This is a genomic window from Marispirochaeta aestuarii (genome assembly GCF_002087085.1).
GTDB lineage: Bacteria > Spirochaetota > Spirochaetia > JC444 > Marispirochaetaceae > Marispirochaeta > Marispirochaeta aestuarii.
The window spans coordinates 93716-110535 of sequence record NZ_MWQY01000013.1; the positions used below are offsets into that span (position 1 = coordinate 93716).

The following is a 16820-nucleotide window of genomic DNA, read 5'->3' on the forward strand; positions in this document are numbered from 1 at the left end:
AAAAACTCTCGGGAGGATGCTTGACACATGCCCTTTGCATTGCTATAGTACCGCTACATTTTTAGAGGTGGCGTAGCTCAGTCGGTAGAGCAAACGGCTCATATCCGTTCGGTCAGGGGTTCAAGTCCCTTCGCCACTAACGGCCGGTAATTCCTTTTTGGACTTGCCGGTTTTTTTTTATCCGTATACCATGGACCCAGTCTGTTTTGAGGAGTCTCCCATGCTCGGGTTCTGCATTAAAAAAACCTTTTTTGATATCTGGGATAATCTTTTTCTACTGCTGTTGATTAACATCGGCTTCATTCTGATGCTGGGCGTCGTCATTTATCTGCCGTCTCTGCTGAGCTTTTCTCCCTTTCTGTCGATTTTCGGCCTTTCCCTGGGAATCCTGCTTTTTTCAGTCTATCTCGGCGGGGCGGTTAAAATGACAAAGGAGATGTCGGATTTTCGTTCCGTATCCATAAGCTCCCTTCCCCGATACATAAGGGATAATCTGATACCCTCACTGGCGATCGGCGGCATCGCTATCCTTCAGGTCGTTCTTTTTTCCGTGATTTTTCCCTTTTACATGAATATCGGAGGAATTATCGGCCTGGGAGTGGCTTCCCTTCTTTTCTGGACAAGTTTTATCTGGTGGCTTGCAAGCCAATATTACTGGCCCCTTTACTGTCGTCTGGAGAGAAATATCGGGAAATCCCTGAAAAAGTCGGTCCTGCTCTTTTTCGACAATACGGGATTTACCCTGTTCCTGGGGCTGGGCAGTCTTTTCCTGCTGGTGATTTCGGGCTTTACCGCCTTTCTGGTTCCCGGTTTTGCCGCGATTCTCCTCTGGCATCAGGTCGCGTTCAAGCTGCGCCTCTACAAGTACGATTATCTTGAAGAGAATCCGGGGGCTGATCGGAAGCGTATCCCCTGGGCCGTACTTGTCCAGGAGGATCGGGAAAAGCTGGGTCCCCGCAGCCTTAAGGGCATGATCTTTCCCTGGAAGGAATAAGCTGCGCGCCTAGTCCGGCCCCGGGGAAATAAGGGCTTCCTCGATCTCAGGAGCTCTGTCCAGCTGGTTCGACTCCCATAGGTACAACACAAGCCGTGCCGCCCGGTGGTATATGGCGGTACGTATGCTTGTCTCGATATGGGCCAGGGCAAAGGGGCTGACAAAGCTGAAGGCCAGAGCCGCAGGATGGTAGCGCGCCTTCAGGGTTTTCTGCAGACGGCGGATCCTGCCGGCAATACCGGCAACCCGTAAGCCGCGGCGGGCGCCGGTAAAGATTCCCCTGATAAGTTCATCCTCCGTCAGTTCGTTGATCCGTACCGCAAATTCCAAGGATATTCGTCCAAGGGTGCTTCTGATACCCGGGGCGGAATAGAGCCGGGACAGCAGCAGGACCGAGCTGAAGTAGCCGCCGGCAATTATCTCCCTGAGTCGCAGCTCTTCAAAGGACGGGACTTTTTGCGGCGCATAGTGTTCTGCCGCGGATTGCCAGAGGGCCTTGATCCCCTCGATGAAACCCGGAGAGCTCCCCGGGGAACTCAGAACCTGCCGCCGGGCCGCCAGAACCGCGGCATTCTTCAGTCTTCTGAGTATGCGTCCCGTTCTGGCGCCCGGTCTGCTCCGGGTTTCCCCGCTTTTAAGGGCATCCTCGATATGGTGGTCCGTCTCGATCCCAAGATCCCGGAGCACCGCATTGACCCGCTGGGCGCCTTCTTCAAAAAGTATGGACTGCTCATCCCAGTTCTCCGGATTAAGGATCTCCTCCAGCCTGCGTCCTGCGTTGATTATCTCCTTTTTTTTCAGGGATTGTATGCGACCGGCGATGAGCGGATTTTCTCCTCCGTAGAGGTAAATGCCGTAATAGCTTATCCGTAAAAGCACAAGGGCATAGAGATAGCGAAAGCTTCCGTCAAAAAGAATGCCCGTTATCATGGAGCGGACGAGATACAGAATCAGCATGGGAAGCCCGACAAGGGGGATCAGGGCGATCCGCAGTAATGGAAAAAGCAGCCGGACTCTTGAAAGCTGACGGATAAGCGGCAGACCCATGATACGGGAATAGGCCCGGCTGATGTTCCCCGCCCGGAGGAGCCATTTCAGGCGGGTTCCGTAGAGTTTTCTCAGGAGGGGTCTGCGATGTATGTCGGCGTAGATATCGGAAAAGGCCAGCATGGCCACCTCCGCAGCATTCCGGACACTGAAGGAAAAGCGCAGCTGGTCACGGGCTTCCCCATCCGGGCCGGTGCGGATCTCCTGCAGGGAGAGGAGTATCTCCCGGATGTCCCGGGCAATCTCGTATTTCGGAGTAAAAAGCGTCGTCAGGCGGGCCCGGACGGTCTTTTCGGCTGCGCTGAAGCTGGCGAGCTCCGCCTCTTTCCATCCTGCTTCCATTTCCCTGAGCCGCCGGGGAAGCAGGTGCCGCCGGGCCAGCAGAAGAACAATCTGCACCACGGCGAAACGCATGCAGAGGGGAACAAGAAGCAGGGGAAGCAGCATCCACAAGTACTCCGGCATGAACCCATTGTATCCGCTGAAAAAGAGGGTAGCAACAGCTTGATTCACGCATCGATGTATACTAAACTAATGTTAAGTATATGAAGCGGGAAACTCCTCTGCCATCACTCCATTGCCGTTCCCATTACAGCCTGCTGGCGGGACCTCTGTCGCCGGAGGATATCTGCCGCAGGGCCGCGGAGGAGGGTGCGGAGAGCGTCGGCATGGTGGACAGGGCAAACCTGTACGGGCTTCCCGCCTTGTATCGGGCCGCCGGGCGCTACAATCTCAAGGCTGTGGCGGGGGTGGAATTCGCCTCTCCCGGTTCATCCCGGGACTCTCTCCCTCTCTTTACCTTTTATCCCCTGAACCGGGAAGGTTTTGCCCGCCTCAACCGCCTGATAAGCCGGTTTGCCGACTCTTCTTCAGACCCCGTGGAGCTCCTTTTGAAGGAGGGCTGGGAGGGAGGCAGGGTGGCGGTATTCCGGCCGGAACTTTTTCCACGGCTGCTGGAAAGGAGCCGTCGCGGTCTTGTCGCTGCCCTGGTCTGGGGCCTGCCCTTCCGCGCGATGCTGACAGAGGCCCGGAGACTGCGTATTCCTCCCCTGGCGCTGAACGCGGCGCTCTACGCAACGGAGGAAGAACGGCGGCTCTACCGTATTCTTCGGGCCATCGACGAGAACCGCAGCATTCAGAGAAACCGGGGAGCAGAACAGGAGGGGCTTCCCCCCGCATGGCGCCGGCGCTGTTCCCCCGCACAGATGGCGGCCTTTTTTTCCTCCCTGCCGGATGCCCTGTATCAGGCCCGTCTGCTGGCCGGGGACGCCGCATCGTCCCTCTTTCCGGACAGCTACGTCTTTCCCTCCTTTCAGGGCATGCGGCCCGAGGAGGAGTATCAGCGCCTCCGGGGCCTGTGCATGCGGGGTGTCCGCCGACGCTACGGATCTCTGACCCCTGCCGTCCGCCGACGCCTGGACTACGAACTGGATATCATCAGGCGCAAGGGCTTTGCCGGATACTTCCTGGTGGTGCAGGACATCGTCGCCCGTTGTCCCCGGACCTGCGGACGGGGAAGTTCCGCCGCCAGCATTGTTTCGTACCTTCTTGAGATAACCCATGTTGACCCTCTGGCCTGTGACCTCTTTTTCGAACGCTTTCTGAATATGGGACGCATGGATCCTCCGGACATAGATGTGGATTTTCCCTGGGACGAAAGGGAAAAGACCCTGGACTACGTCTTCGCTGCGTATGCCGGGCAGGCGGGAATGGTGGCGGACCATGTTACCTTCGGGTCCCGGTCGGCGCTGCGGGAGTCCGCCAGGGCCTTCGGATTGCCTGAACCGGATATAGGGCCCCTCGCCGAAGCTTTCCGCATGGGGGAATCCGGACTGCCTCCCTACCTCGAGGCGACCGCCAAAGGGCTTCTCGGTATCCCCCGGCATCTTGGAACCCACCCCGGGGGGGTGGTAATCAGTCCCGGACCCATAACCGATTATACCCATGTCGGGACTTCTCCCCTGGGCCGGCCGTTGATCGCCTGGGAAAAGGAGGGAACCGAGGATGCGGGGCTGGTCAAGATCGATCTTTTGGGAAACAGGTCCCTGGGGGTGCTCCGGGATGTACTGACCCTGACCGCTCCCCTGCGGGCCGGGGCCGGGGAGCCTCCCCTGGAGTGGAGCAGCTTCAATCCTCTGGAGGATACCCGTACCAGGGAGATGATCGAAGCGGGGGATACCCTGGGGGTCTTCTACGTGGAGTCCCCAGCCACGCGGCAGCTTCTGAAAAAGATGCGGTGCGGCGATTATCCCCATCTCGTTATCGCCAGTTCCATTATCCGCCCCGCCGCCAACCGCTACATCAATGCTTTTCTCCGGCGACTGCGGGGAGCGGTTCATGATTCCCTGCATCCGGCGGTGGATGAGGTTCTGGCGGAGACCCGGGGCATCATGGTTTACCAGGAGGACGTTGCCCGGGTGGCCATTGCGGTCTGCGGTTACAGCCCTGCTGAGGCGGACAGCCTGCGCAAGGTACTGTCAAAGAAGGACCGCTCCCTTCGGCTGCCGGCCTTTCGCGAGGAGTTTATCCGCCGGGGCCGCAGCCGGGGGGTCGCCCCGAAGGTGCTGGAGGAACTCTGGGAAGGGATCCTCTCCTTCGAAGGATATTCCTTCTGCAAAGCCCACAGCGCTTCCTACGCCCTGGTCTCCTACCGCCTGGCCTGGCTCAAGGCGCGGTATCCCCTGGAGTTCTTCTGCGCCGTCATCAACAACGGCGGGGGGTTCTATTCCCGGCAGGTCTATCTCAACGCCCTCTCCAGGGCGGGTTTTCCCCTCCTTCCGCCGGATGTGAACCGGAGCGCAGGGCCCTATACGGTAGAGCGCCGGGAGTACCCGGGGGGTGCTCTGAGAACCGGACTTCTTCAGCTCAAGGGGGTGGAGGATTCCTTTATCAGGAAACTTCTGGATGAACGCCACCGCCGGGGACCCTTTGCCGATTTTCAGGATTTTCTTATGCGCCTCAATCCTCCGCTGCCGGATATCCGCGGACTGATCCGTTCCGGTTCCCTGGACGGAATCGCTGCCGGAGTACACCGGCCGGGACTTTTCTGGTACTATTTTCACGTATCAAAGCATCCCGAGCTCTTTATTGCACCTGCAGCCCCGGCATCCCTGGGGGATTACCCCGGAGAGGTAAAACTGCAGGATGAGCTGGAGACCCTGGGACTGCTGGTAAGCCGGCATCCGGCGGAACTTCTTCGGATTCCGGAGGGGATGTACGATTGTGATGTTATTCTGACGGGTTCGGGCAGCATTCCGGAGTTCCCGGGAAAACGGATCGCCATACCTTCGGTTCTCGTTACCGGCAAGGAGGTGCGGACCAGGACAAAAAAAGAGATGTGTTTCCTGAGTTTCGAGGACCTGGAGGGAATTTATGAGACCGTGCTTTTTCCCGAGGTCTACCGGCGTCTGTATCCCCGTATCTGCAGATTCTGCGCCTTTCTGGTTACCGGTACGGTGGAACAGGAGTTCGGGGTTTTTCAGCTCAGGGTGGAAGAGCTGGAGCCTCTGGACGCTGCTCCCCTTGATTCACCGAAACAGGTGTGTCAATATTGGCCCAGGAGCAGCCTGGAACATGAAAGTTGGAATAATCTGCGTAGCCTCGACGGAAACGGAGGGAGCGACTTTTCTGGAGCTCTTGTCCGATAAGGGAGTCTCTGCGGAACTGCTGCATGTTTACAGCGGCTGGGAAAAGCGGGTCGGCATCTGGATCGATTCCTGCACCCACTTCATGGTCCTGCCGGAGAACCCCGATTTCTCCGCACCCTGGTTCAACTATCTGGCAGGATTCTGCAGCGGCTCCAGCCGCGGTCTGCTGATATTCAGTATGGCCGGTCTTCCTCCCCATTTTTCCGACTTCCCTGCGGTCTCCGATGCCGAGGCCATGATACGTCACTGGTTGCAGGAAAAGCAGTCCTGGGAGAAGTCTGAGGATATCCGCATGGCAAAGGAGGCCCTGGCAGCGGCGGGTCTTTTTTATCATCCCGAAGATCTCGCCCGGATGGCGGCTGCGGGCGAACAGGAGACTGTGGAACTCTTTATGCGCTCCGGAATGTCCGCGGATACCCGAAACCGCCGGGGGGTACCCCTGCTTTCCCTCGCAGTCCGGGGGGGACACCGGCATCTTGTGGAATACCTGCTGTCCCGGGGCTGCGATATAGATGCCGAAAGCGGAGACCGGGGCAATACAGCTTTAATGGATGCCGCTGCTGAGGGAGAACTGGAAATCGCCGAGATCCTGATTCGTACCGGCGCCGGTCTGGATGTTACGAGCCGTAACGGGCAGACAGCCTTGATTCTTGCCGTGGGGCAGGGGAATCTGAAAATCGCCGCGCTGTTGATAAAGGCAGGTTCCGCCCTTGATATCCGTGATTCCCTTGGTATGTCGGCCTACGATTATGCGAAGCTCTTCCGGCACGGGGAACTCCTCAGCCTGATGGATTCCCGCAGCACCCGGGAATCAACGGAACACTGACATGACGAAGGTCCGGGACACGACTGTGAATCTTGACAAGCGGCTGTGCCGGAAGTAACTTGAAGACGTATGGAGAAGCAGAGGCGGGCCTATCTGTTCCATTTTTCACGAAAGGACGGCAGGTCCTTCTTTCTGGATCCTTTTCAGGACCCCAACGAGGTTATGCCTGTTCTTGAAAGCTGCGAGCTTATCGGTCTGTATGGTAACGAACCGAAGGTCGAAGCTGTTACCTGGTTTCGCAACGAGCTCTATCGCAAGGTGGAGTCTGCCGTTAAGGTATGGGTGGCCGAACGGCGTTTTATTCCCCGTTTTCTGGTCAGTTCCGCCCTTTTCCTTCTGGTATACCTGTTCCTGAGTCTTGTTATCCGTGATCCCCTGCCGATGGTGGATGAGCTCCTGGTAGCCCTGGGAGTATCCGCTGCACTCTATGTATTTCTTTCCCGCCGTGATTTGAGCTCCGCCTGGTCGTCAAAAAAGCGGGCGGAACTCCGGGGCAAGGTGGATTCCATCTATTTTGAGGAAGACCAGTTTGTCAGGGAAGTCGAAAAAAACCTCCATCGCCTCGAAACGGGGAGCCCGCAGCAGGTTCTGGAATCAATAATCCTATCCACCGACAGCTTCTATGCCCATCTGAATGCAGAAGCAGCTTCGCAGCTCGCCCGCTATATTGAACAGAAGCTGGGGAGCAGGGAGCTTAAGCGGCAGGAGAAGAAGATCCGCGCCCTCCTCAGGGCCAAACGGGGCAACGATAAGCGGGAGATAGAATCGTTGAGCAGACAGTTTTCTGCAAAGAAGATCGATCTGTCCCTCTTTGCCGTGTATCACGGGATTAAAAGTTCCTCGAACAAAGGCTGATCAGCTGTTCTCGTCGTCCAGCAGGGTATTGATACCCGTGAGTTCTTCCTGGAGTCGAAGGCTGGTAAGGACGGTATCAAGGTTCTCCGACGCCGGGGTAAAATCCGGATCAAGTTCCAGAACAGCCTGCCAGTGGCGGACCGCAAGCCGAAGGTCGCCCCGGGCATAGGCTTCAAGCCCGGCTATGTACTGCTCTTCCACCATCTGCTGACGGGCATACCGTCCCCGGTCGCCCAGATCCATGGACGCTACCACACTAATCCGGTCCAGGGGAGCGGACACCTGGGTATCGAGACCCAGGGTATAGTTGATATTGAAGGCCATATCGCTGGTCAGAAGTTCAGTTCCCAGGGAGAACCTCGGGTTGCCTCCGCGATAATGAAATCCGCTCTGCAGGGAGAAGAAATTGGTTACCGCCAGGTCCATGCCCGTGGCAATGTACCAGTTTTCCGCAGGAACATCAGGCTGCAGACTGAAGGGGTAATTGAAATCCGTCGTCAGAGTCAGGGGTCTGAAGGGTGAATAGGCTATACCCAGGGACGCTTCTGTGGGAAGCGCTTCTCCGTCCGTACTGATTCCCAGATTACGTGCCACAAGACCGACTGCAAAGTTACTCTCCCGGGCAACATAGGGTTTCATAAAATTAAAGCGGGTCAGAAGTCCGATATCGGCCAGTAATCCGAAGGCTGACTGGCCCGGTTCAATTACCTCAGGGATATGACGATAGGCTGTTTTTAAATTTGCCCCCAGGGCGAGACCTTCATAATCGTAGCTGGAAAAGAAGTTATAGGAGATATTCGCCGTAGCCAGGGTCTCGGAGTAGTAGATGCTGGCCTGGGTGTCTCCCCAGTCATTGTATTCGGTAAAGGGTACGTACAGGAACTTTCCACCGAAACCGTAGCCCAGATTCTCGTTGCGCATGGTAAAGACGGCGCTGTCGATGGATGTATCGGCGATCCACGCATTATGGGCCAGGGCTATCTGGGTTCTGTCCAGCAGAGCACTGGCCGCCGGATTGGCTTCGAGGTAGGAAAAATCATTTGCCAGTGCGGTAAAGGCAGTTCCCATGGCTTCGTAGCGTCCGCCTATGGGAATCTGGAGGATGGGAAAGACCGTCAGGCCGGTGTTGGGGTCTGCAAAGGATTCGGAAAAGTCAAAATAACTGTCGAAAAAACCTTCTCCCGAAGCGGAAAAAGGTACAGTCAGAAGGAGGAGAAATATTGTAGCCCTCAGCATGATTGTTCTCTGCATAGCAGCTGCCTTTTGCGAATATACCACCAATTCCGGGAGAATACTATATTTTCGGCACTTTGCAGTCCCGGGTCAAGTCAATCTCCCCTCAAGAACCCAATCGGCCTTCATATTGGGAATCTGGGTATACTGCCCCTCCAAATATGCCGATAATGTGGTACATTCAGTACGAAGAAATGGTTATCGGATCGAGACTTAGACGCGGCCTACTGCATATTCTCCTCGTGGTACTTCTCCTAATGGGCGCGGGACCCCTCCATGCCGCCGGAAAACCGGAACAGGATCCTCTGCTGGAGGCACGGGAAGCCTACGAGGCCCGGGATTACAACCGTGCAATTCTGCTTACTGCAGAGGTAATGAAGGAGTATCCTGACTATTTTGATGAGGCTCAGTCCCTGATCCGGGCCATTCGCGGTGCCAAGATCAGGTACAACAATACCTTTGCCGACCTCATTGATCTGTATCAGGATGCCCTCCGGAACAGGGACGACGCCGGGCTTTCCGAGTCCTATACCATAATCAAGGATCTTGAAGAACTCGATCCCTATCCCAACGAGGAGACTGCGGAGGGACTGGTCCGGGCCCGGGAGGCCACCGGAAACGTGTACAACAGAATCCGGTATACGAACATAATGGATCAGGCTCTGGAACAGATCAGGAGCGGAGAATTCTTTCAGGCCGTTACAACCTATATGGGGGGCTTCAATCTGGCCCTGGACATCTTCCGGGACAAGAACTACGGCGAAGAGCCTGAAGCCGAAGCTGACCGTTTAAGAACCCAGGCTGCTGTTCTTGGAGAAGAGTTCACAACGTATCAGGACGCCCTGGCCGCCGCCGGCAGTTTTATCGACCAGCTGAGTCCGGATAGTACTCTTGATCAGCTTCGGGTCTGGGCGGAGGATTTTTCAGCCGAGTATGAGAACCTTTCTGACCTTCGCTGGCGTATTCAGGGAGTTATGCGGGGTCTTGAAGTTCTCAGGCTCCTTATCCTGAACGAATACGCAGAGGACACCGAAGACGAGATTTACCACCTTGCCTATCTTATCCTTCTGCACCGTGGAAGAAGCGCCGTTGAGGAGGAACTGGGAGTAAACGAAGGTATCCTCGGCGCCGTGGATGGCCGCTGGGACAAGGGCCTTGAGTCTGCATCGGCGGCCTTCCGTGAGATACTGTCTCTCCTCAACGAACAGGCCCATACTTTGTATACACAGCAGCGCTTCAGCGAATCCCTCGGGGTTTTTCAGCGCCTGGCCTCCGTGGCAGGGATTGTAGAAGAGCTTGCACAGCTGTGGCGGGCTCAGATTGCCCCTGCTCCGGAACCGGGAACTCCGGAACCCGATTACCGGCGGCTCCTGGAATCCGGTGAGGCCCCGGACTATTTAAAATACTATTACGATCTGGAAACCTATGCCCGTATTCTCGGGGAGAACGCCGTCGATTCCGTGGAGCTCGCCGGCCTTGGAGCCGTGTTCCGGGAGCAGGCGGAGATCCTGAGTGGAACCGCAGATGTCGATCTGGATACCGTCGCCGAATCCCGGGATTTCTTTGACCAGCGCGCCGGTATCCTTGGCCCCCTGGCTGTGTCGCTGCAGGAGAGAAAGAGCATTCCCCTTCTGGAAGATGAATACCGGGAATTAAACGTGCGGCGGCTCGGGGAACATGAAGAGCGTATAGCGATGTTGGATACTCTTTACCGGAACAGCAGCGAAGAGTTCATGCTGATCTATACCGAGAGGCGGGAAAGGGAGCTGGAAGCACGACTCGCGTCTCTGCGGGAACTCGAAACCGCCGGGGACAGTTCCCTTGCGGGGGAAGAGATTCTCTTCCAGGGAGATTCCTTCCTTGCCCGTTACCCGGACCGGGCCCTGGAGAACTACTCGCTCCTGAATGAAGGGGCGGAAAATCTGCTGGAGGATAATCAGGGTTTTCTGGCTGAGCTGAGGGAGCTTCCCCAGTGGCTTCAGAACCGGGAGAGCATCGCCGCGAGTATTGCCGGTGTCTCGGATCGCGAGGAGACTGTCTCCGGGCTCCTTCTCCGGTCGGAACAAAAATCGGAAGAGGCGGTGGAGCTGATTCGGATTGCCCGGCAGAGCCGCCTGGATGGTGAACGGCGCTATGCCGAAGCCCAGGCCAGGGTCCGCAGCCGTCAGTTCAACGTCAACAATCCCAATGCTGTCGAAAACGCCATCAGTGATTCCCGGGACTTTTTTCTTGCATCCCTGCAGCAGCAGTACGATCAGCTTCTTGATCACCGTACCGATGCGATTCCCGGGAACAGTGATAATTATGATATTCAGAGTCTCCTTTCCGAACTGGCCCAGGCCAAGCGGGATTACTTTTTACCCCAGCGGGATGCGGCCCTTGCGGAAGCACGACAGCTTATCCGGCAGCAGGATTTCGAACAGGCGAGCATCGTGCTGAACCGGGCGGAAGACTACCATCGCCAGCTCGATTCCGAGGATTATCCGGAAATTGTCCGTCTGCAGGAGTTTGTTGACCGGGCCATCAATACCTCCAGTGCCTGGTACATCAGCAAGACCGATCCTCTCTATGCCGAGATGAGCCAGCTGCTGAACCTGGCCCGCCGGGATTATCTGACCGCCCTGGAGCGGGTACGAGGGGGGCAGCGTTCCGGCGTCGAGACGCTCCTTGCGAGTGCGGAGGAAAAGCTCGCGGCGGTGCAGAATACCTTCCCGCAGAATCTGGAGGTCGGTATTCTGCAGCTGCAGATTCAGCTTCTCCGCAGCGGGGACCCGGCGGAACAGAACAGGATCATAGCAGAAAAGTTTGACCAGGCCCGTTCCGCCTTCAATGCCGGGGATTACCAGAGATCCCTGGCCCTGGCCAAGGCTCTTCAGGCCATCCGTCCCGGGTATCCCGGACTGGAATCCCTGATCGTGGAGGGGGAGATCGCCACGGGACAGAGGGTACGGGAGCCCGATCCGGCGGATGTCCGGGCCGCCGAAGCTCTTTACACGGAAGCGAACAGCATCTGGCAGAATCGTATCCAGGACCAGTATCCCGCTGCTCTGGAATCGATACAGGAGGCCATCGCCCGCTATACCCCCTTCAATCCTCCGAACCGGTATCTCGATCTGAAACAGCAGCTTGAAATTCGGGTAGACACGAGTACTGCAGCCATCCTCTCAGCTGCGGACCAGCTCCAGTACCAGTCTGCTCTGAAGGCCTATCAGCAGGGCAATTTTGTCCAGGCGAAACTTATTGTTGACCAGCTTATCCAAAAAGGCCAGAATGCCCGTAATCCCAGGCTGCTGGATCTGAGGAGAAGGATTGAATCGCGCTTGTGATGAATAGAAGATTTCCGTCCATACCTGCAACGATAATCCTCGCTGCTCTCGTACTCCTTCTGCCCCAGGTACAGCTTCTTGCCCAGGAACGGATCTACTGGGATGACTCCCGCGTCCTGGGACTTGAGAGTCCTCGTTTTCCCCAGGCAGGTTCCTCGTATCAGGGCATTGTGGTTATGGCCCACGAGTACGAGTACAGCGGACAGGACCAGGGTAGGGCCTACATCTCCACGGCGTACAGCAGCGACAGTCTCCAGTGGGAGACCCACTCCAGGGTACTGGGACCTTTTTCCTTCAGCGGCGATGAGTCTCCCATAGCCTCCCTTGCGGTCACTGCCGGAGGCGAGGTCTACCTGGCTGTGGCGGAAGATGAATCGACCATCGGAATCTACCAGTCCCGGAATCAGGGCGGAAGTTTTTCGAGAATAAGCAGCATTACCGCACCGGTTTCCGCGATTGTGGCCCCCCGACTCTTTCTCAATTCCCGGGGCGAGTTTGTCCTTTTTGTTTCCCGGGACGTCGGGACCGGTGCAGGCCTGGGCAGCTACCTGGGAATCTTCTATACCAGCTCCGAAAACGGCTCACAATGGGAAGCCTTTCGCCCCCTGACCACGGGAAATACCCTCCGGGAGACCTATCTGCCTTTTCTTGCCGGATACGGAGGGCGGGATTATGTCGTTTTTCAGGCCTTCAAGACCGGCGGTCCCGGGGGAAATCCCCCGTCGAGTTATCAGCTCTATATGGCAAGCAGTTTCGACGGAGGCAGGAGCTGGGGCCAACCTGAACTGATTACCGATTTCCCTGAACCGGAAAACCTGGGAGAGGAAGCGGGGTGGGAATATTATGATAACCAGAGGCCCGCTATCCTTGTCGACGGCGAAAGGACCTTTGTGTCCTGGGAACGCCGTTACGCCCGTTCCCGGACACGAAATATCTACCTCGCCGAGCTGAACGGTTCGGGGAATACTGAAAACGTGGTGAGGATACGAAGCGACCGGGACAGCATATCTCCCAGGATGGTAAAGGCCGGAGACCGCTATTTTGTCAGCTGGTATGAGGGGAGTGAACAGGATATGACCCTGCGCCTGGCGGAGGGGCGCAAGATTCCCAACGTGGGAATTGACTGGTACTATCAGGAAGGGGCGGGAACGGAGTATCTCTTTGCAGATGACCGGCCGGACAGTTCCACCTTCGCGGTTCCCCTGGTTTTCCGCCAGCGTCTGCACCTTGTATGGGAGAACGATACCTATCGGGGAACGGAACTTGCGGATTCCCGTCTGATCTATCGGGGACCGGATATCTACACCGCGTCGCCCAGTGTCCGGGGGGTGAACTTTATCGGCGGCGAGCCTGTTTCCAGAGACAACTTTACCATCGCCTGGAGTGAGCCCCGGGATTCCTCCGGAATTGCAGGATATAACTATATCTTCAGCCGGTCGGAAACAGAACGTCCCGGGCGTCGGCTGTCTCACTTCCGGGATGAAAATCTATCGACTACCCGGTCCCTGGAGGAAGACGGCCGCTGGTATTTTCATATTATCGCCCAGGATTATGCGGGCAACTGGTCGGAACCGTCATCACTGCTGATACAGCGGGATACGACAGCTCCTGATACACCTGTGTTTCTTCCTCCGGAAACCGACAGTTCCGGTTTTCTTCTGTCCAATACCCGGACCATTGAATGGCGTGCTTCTCCCCAGGAGGACACTGCCGGCTACACCTACACATATACCCTGCTCGACCCGGCAGGACGTGCAGTGGATCCGGAGCAGGTGCGCCCGGCGCTGCCGCCGCGACGCATTGTTACCACTTCTCCGGAGGCCTCCTTTTTTAACCGCGACAACGGTACCTGGATGCTTTCCGTTGCGGCGGTGGATCGAGTCGGCAATATCAGCGAGCCCGCGGCTCTTGTATTCCGTCTGAACAAGTACATCCCCATAACCCTTATTAATGAGATTGAAGCTGAGCGGGACGAGGTGGGACGCTCCATCCTGACCATACGAGGCCGGGGTTTTACCGCGGACGGACAGATCGAACGGATCATCCTGGACCGGGACGCCAATCCTCCCTACGATTATATCTACACCCTGGAGGGCGGATCCTATAAGCTCAGCGGGAACCGTCTGATCGAGGATTTCGTCGTTGAGGACATTGATGAGGGGCTTTACGGTATAGGGCTTGATCACTCACGACGGGGTATAAAGTGGTCTGATCAATCCCTCTACTTTGAACCCACCGGGGTGGTCAAGTTCGGCGATTTTACCTATACGCCGCCGTCGAGATTTACTCTGTTTGCCTGGGATTATTTCGGGATGTCCGTTAATGCCCTGGTCACTTTGCTCATTTTGACGGGGCTTGCCGTTGCGCTGGGGCTGACCATTTTCATGCTCCGGGGAGTCCTGGCGGAGAACGCGCGTATTCAGAGGGACATCGAGACAATTGTATCCGGCAGACTCCTGACCGGCCCCGAATACAGGAAGAGGATAGTAGAGATGAAGAGAAAGGGTCTTGGCCTGAGAATAAAATTTGTGCTGCTTATAACGGTACTCATTCTGATCGTTGTGATGATGGTAGCCGTTTCTCTTGGCTATTACATGATAGAAAGCCGTCAGCGGACCCTGGCACAGGGGCTGGAGGAGAGGGCCTCGCTGCTTCTTGAGAGTCTTGCGGTGGGAGCCCGGGAACCGATTGACAGCAATGACCAGGAGAGCATGTTTTCCCTGGTCGGCCAGGTAGAAGCCATGGCCGATGCCACGGGAGTCATCATTACCGGCCGATCCGTCTCCGATCCCGCCGGTCAGATTCATGCTCTCTGGGCGGCGTCCCATCCCGAGGAACTCCTGGAATCCCTGAGCGGTCAGATTCGCATCGACTACCGGGAGAAGGATGCAGCCTCGGAGGCTCCCCGGACCTTTGCGCTCATCGATGCTGACGAGCTTGAATCCTACCGGGACCGTTACGATGTTCTTGTAACCCCTTTTTACGGGCGTTCCGTCTATACCGACAATCTCAGCTCCGAGGAGGAGCGAATCGCCGGGCAGGTGGACCGGGAACTCTCCTCGGAAATTCTGAGTATCGAGGAGGACATCCGGGCAATGCAGCAGGAGCAGCTGGTGCTTGAATCCCTGAACCGTGGTCTTTCCGTCAGTGCCGACCAGCGACGGTTTATTCAGGACCGCTTTCCCTCCTTTGAGGATCCCGAGGCGCGTAATCTGCGTCTTGCCCAGATAAATACCGATGTCGTTCAGTTTAACCGGGCCAGAACGGCGCTTATCCGGGAGACGGGCAATATTCTCAACAGTGTGCCCGCTTTTAATCCCGAAGAGTTCAACACCTCCACCGGAGAGTATACCTTCTACCGGCCCATAGTCGGGCCCCGGCAGGTTCCGGACCAGGGCATAGGTGCAGAGCAGGACAGCGGTTACTTCTATCGCGGAATGGTCCGGCTGACTGTATCCACCGAGAATATTGTACGGCAGATAGTTGATTCCCAGAGCACCCTTATAACGATAACCGGCGTCGTCGCCCTGGTTTCTGCTTTGATCGGTGTTATAGGAGCTCTCATTCTGGCTACGATTATCATTACACCCATCAACCGTCTGGTTCAGGGGGTTGAGATTATACGGGATACTGTGGACAAGGAGCAGCTGGAGAATCACGTGGTGGACACCAGAACTCGGGATGAACTGTCGGGGCTCGCCCAGACCATCAACGAGATGACCCGGGGACTCGTGGAAGCCGCGAAAGCGAACAAGGAACTCACTCTGGGAAAGGAGATCCAGAAGATGTTTCTTCCCCTGGTTACCGATCAGAACGGTCGCAAATTGACCACCGCCTCCTTTGAAGATGATTTTATCCAGGTCTACGGATACTACGAGGGGGCTGACGCCCTTTCCGGTGACTATTTTGACCATATCGACCTGAAAAACGGGTATCACGCCTTCATAAAATGCGACGTCGCCGGTCACGGAGCCTCGGCATCGCTGATTATGGTCGAGGTGGCCACGATCTTTACCAGTTACTTCAAACGCTATGTGGGACAGAAACCGCAGCTTCAGATATCCGAACTGGTGAGCTCCATTAACGAACTGCTGGAGGAACGTCAGTTCCGGGGGAAATTTGCCGCCCTTATTGTGGGTCTCCTTGAAGCATCAAGCGGAAAAATCCATCTGTGTCACGCGGGAGACAACCTGGTACACATCTACGAAGAAAAGAAACACGGACTCTCTCTGCTCAAGCTGCCGGAAACCCCGGCGGCGGGGGTATTCGGCAGAGACCTTATAGATATGCGCGGGGGATACCCCAAGGTGGTTCATCAGCTCAACAAGGGTGATACGGTTCTCTTTTTTACTGACGGCATCGAAGAGAGTCATCACCGACTCCGCGGAGAGAACCTCGAGGTGAGGAGTTACCAGGATTTTCCAGAAAAGATGCGGGCGGAGGATGCACGGCTGGTGGATCAGGGCTTCAAGGAAATCAAACCGGAAGAGCCCTACGAGGAGTTTGATCTGAAACGCGTAAACATGGTAATAGAGGCGGCCATGAACCGGGAAAGCTTCGAACTGAAACGTCGCATGGATGCGGTGATCAAGGAGCCCCTCGTCTTCGATTTCTCCAGTCTGGAGGGGTCCACCGAAGAGATGGTAACCGCCCTGATAGCGGTAGAGAAGGTCTATCGGCTGGTACCGGATCCGGCAGCCACTGAACGCGACCGGGTCCGGGTTGACCGGAAGATCGACACCTTTCTGCAAAAACACTTTTCCGCCTACTATCGCTATTTTCGTAATCCCCTGGAGGATAGTTCCTTTCCGGAATATGTCTGGTTCTCTCACCTGAAGGAAGATGAGCAGGACGATGACCTCACGATAATTGCGGTGAAGCGCAAGTGAGGT

8 protein-coding genes and 1 tRNA gene are annotated in these 16820 nt (G+C 56.4%); 7 read left to right on the forward strand and 2 right to left on the reverse strand.

Annotation, left to right across the window (positions count from 1 at the left end; genetic code table 11):
- The first annotated feature begins 66 nt into the window (after nt 1–66).
- Both B4O97_RS12685 and B4O97_RS12690 read left to right on the forward strand, forming a co-directional pair.
- Nucleotides 67–139, forward strand: a tRNA-Met gene (locus B4O97_RS12685).
- Nucleotides 140–220: 81 nt separating this feature from the next.
- Nucleotides 221–994 carry a hypothetical protein gene (locus tag B4O97_RS12690; protein WP_083051339.1) on the forward strand — a complete coding sequence of 258 codons (774 nt, stop codon included), beginning with the start codon at nt 221–223 and terminating at the stop codon, nt 992–994.
- Nucleotides 995–1003: 9 nt separating this feature from the next.
- Here the strand turns inward: B4O97_RS12690 and B4O97_RS12695 are convergent, their stop codons facing one another.
- Complete coding sequence (locus tag B4O97_RS12695; protein ID WP_143305686.1) at nt 1004–2554, reverse strand: hypothetical protein; 1551 nt, start codon at nt 2552–2554, stop codon at nt 1004–1006.
- 32 nt (nt 2555–2586) lie between these two features.
- On the opposite strand from B4O97_RS12695, the gene B4O97_RS12700 reads away from it, so the two are divergent.
- The 3 genes from B4O97_RS12700 (at nt 2587) to B4O97_RS12710 (ending at nt 7369) form a co-directional block, all read left to right on the forward strand.
- Nucleotides 2587–5688, forward strand: coding sequence for a helix-hairpin-helix domain-containing protein (locus tag B4O97_RS12700; RefSeq protein ID WP_083051342.1), 3102 nt, complete (start codon nt 2587–2589; stop codon nt 5686–5688).
- Nucleotides 5615–6514, forward strand: coding sequence for an ankyrin repeat domain-containing protein (locus B4O97_RS12705; protein WP_158084284.1), 900 nt, complete (start codon nt 5615–5617; stop codon nt 6512–6514). The genes B4O97_RS12700 and B4O97_RS12705 overlap by 74 nt, the downstream gene beginning before the upstream one ends.
- A gap of 69 nt (nt 6515–6583) precedes the next feature.
- Entirely contained in the window at nt 6584–7369 is a 786-nt protein-coding gene (locus B4O97_RS12710; protein ID WP_083051346.1) for a hypothetical protein, read from the forward strand.
- On the opposite strand, the gene B4O97_RS12715 is transcribed toward B4O97_RS12710, so the two are convergent.
- Entirely contained in the window at nt 7370–8620 is a 1251-nt protein-coding gene (locus tag B4O97_RS12715) for a UPF0164 family protein (protein ID WP_096348890.1), read from the reverse strand. It abuts the gene before it with no gap.
- A gap of 224 nt (nt 8621–8844) precedes the next feature.
- On the opposite strand from B4O97_RS12715, the gene B4O97_RS12720 reads away from it, so the two are divergent.
- Both B4O97_RS12720 and B4O97_RS12725 read left to right on the forward strand, forming a co-directional pair.
- Nucleotides 8845–11928, forward strand: coding sequence for a hypothetical protein (locus B4O97_RS12720; protein ID WP_143305688.1), 3084 nt, complete (start codon nt 8845–8847; stop codon nt 11926–11928).
- Nucleotides 11928–16817, forward strand: coding sequence for a PP2C family serine/threonine-protein phosphatase (locus B4O97_RS12725; protein ID WP_083051349.1), 4890 nt, complete (start codon nt 11928–11930; stop codon nt 16815–16817). Before B4O97_RS12720 ends, B4O97_RS12725 begins: the two co-directional genes overlap by 1 nt.
- Nucleotides 16818–16820 lie beyond the last annotated feature (3 nt).

Coding starts and splice junctions, on each gene's coding strand:
- B4O97_RS12690 (WP_083051339.1), top strand. CDS start 221: ATGCTCGGGTTCTGCATTAAAAAAACCTTTTTTGATATCTGGGATAAT.
- B4O97_RS12700 (WP_083051342.1), top strand. CDS start 2,587: ATGAAGCGGGAAACTCCTCTGCCATCACTCCATTGCCGTTCCCATTAC.
- B4O97_RS12705 (WP_158084284.1), top strand. CDS start 5,615: ATGAAAGTTGGAATAATCTGCGTAGCCTCGACGGAAACGGAGGGAGCG.
- B4O97_RS12710 (WP_083051346.1), top strand. CDS start 6,584: ATGGAGAAGCAGAGGCGGGCCTATCTGTTCCATTTTTCACGAAAGGAC.
- B4O97_RS12715 (WP_096348890.1), bottom strand. CDS start 8,620: ATGCAGAGAACAATCATGCTGAGGGCTACAATATTTCTCCTCCTTCTG.
- B4O97_RS12725 (WP_083051349.1), top strand. CDS start 11,928: ATGAATAGAAGATTTCCGTCCATACCTGCAACGATAATCCTCGCTGCT.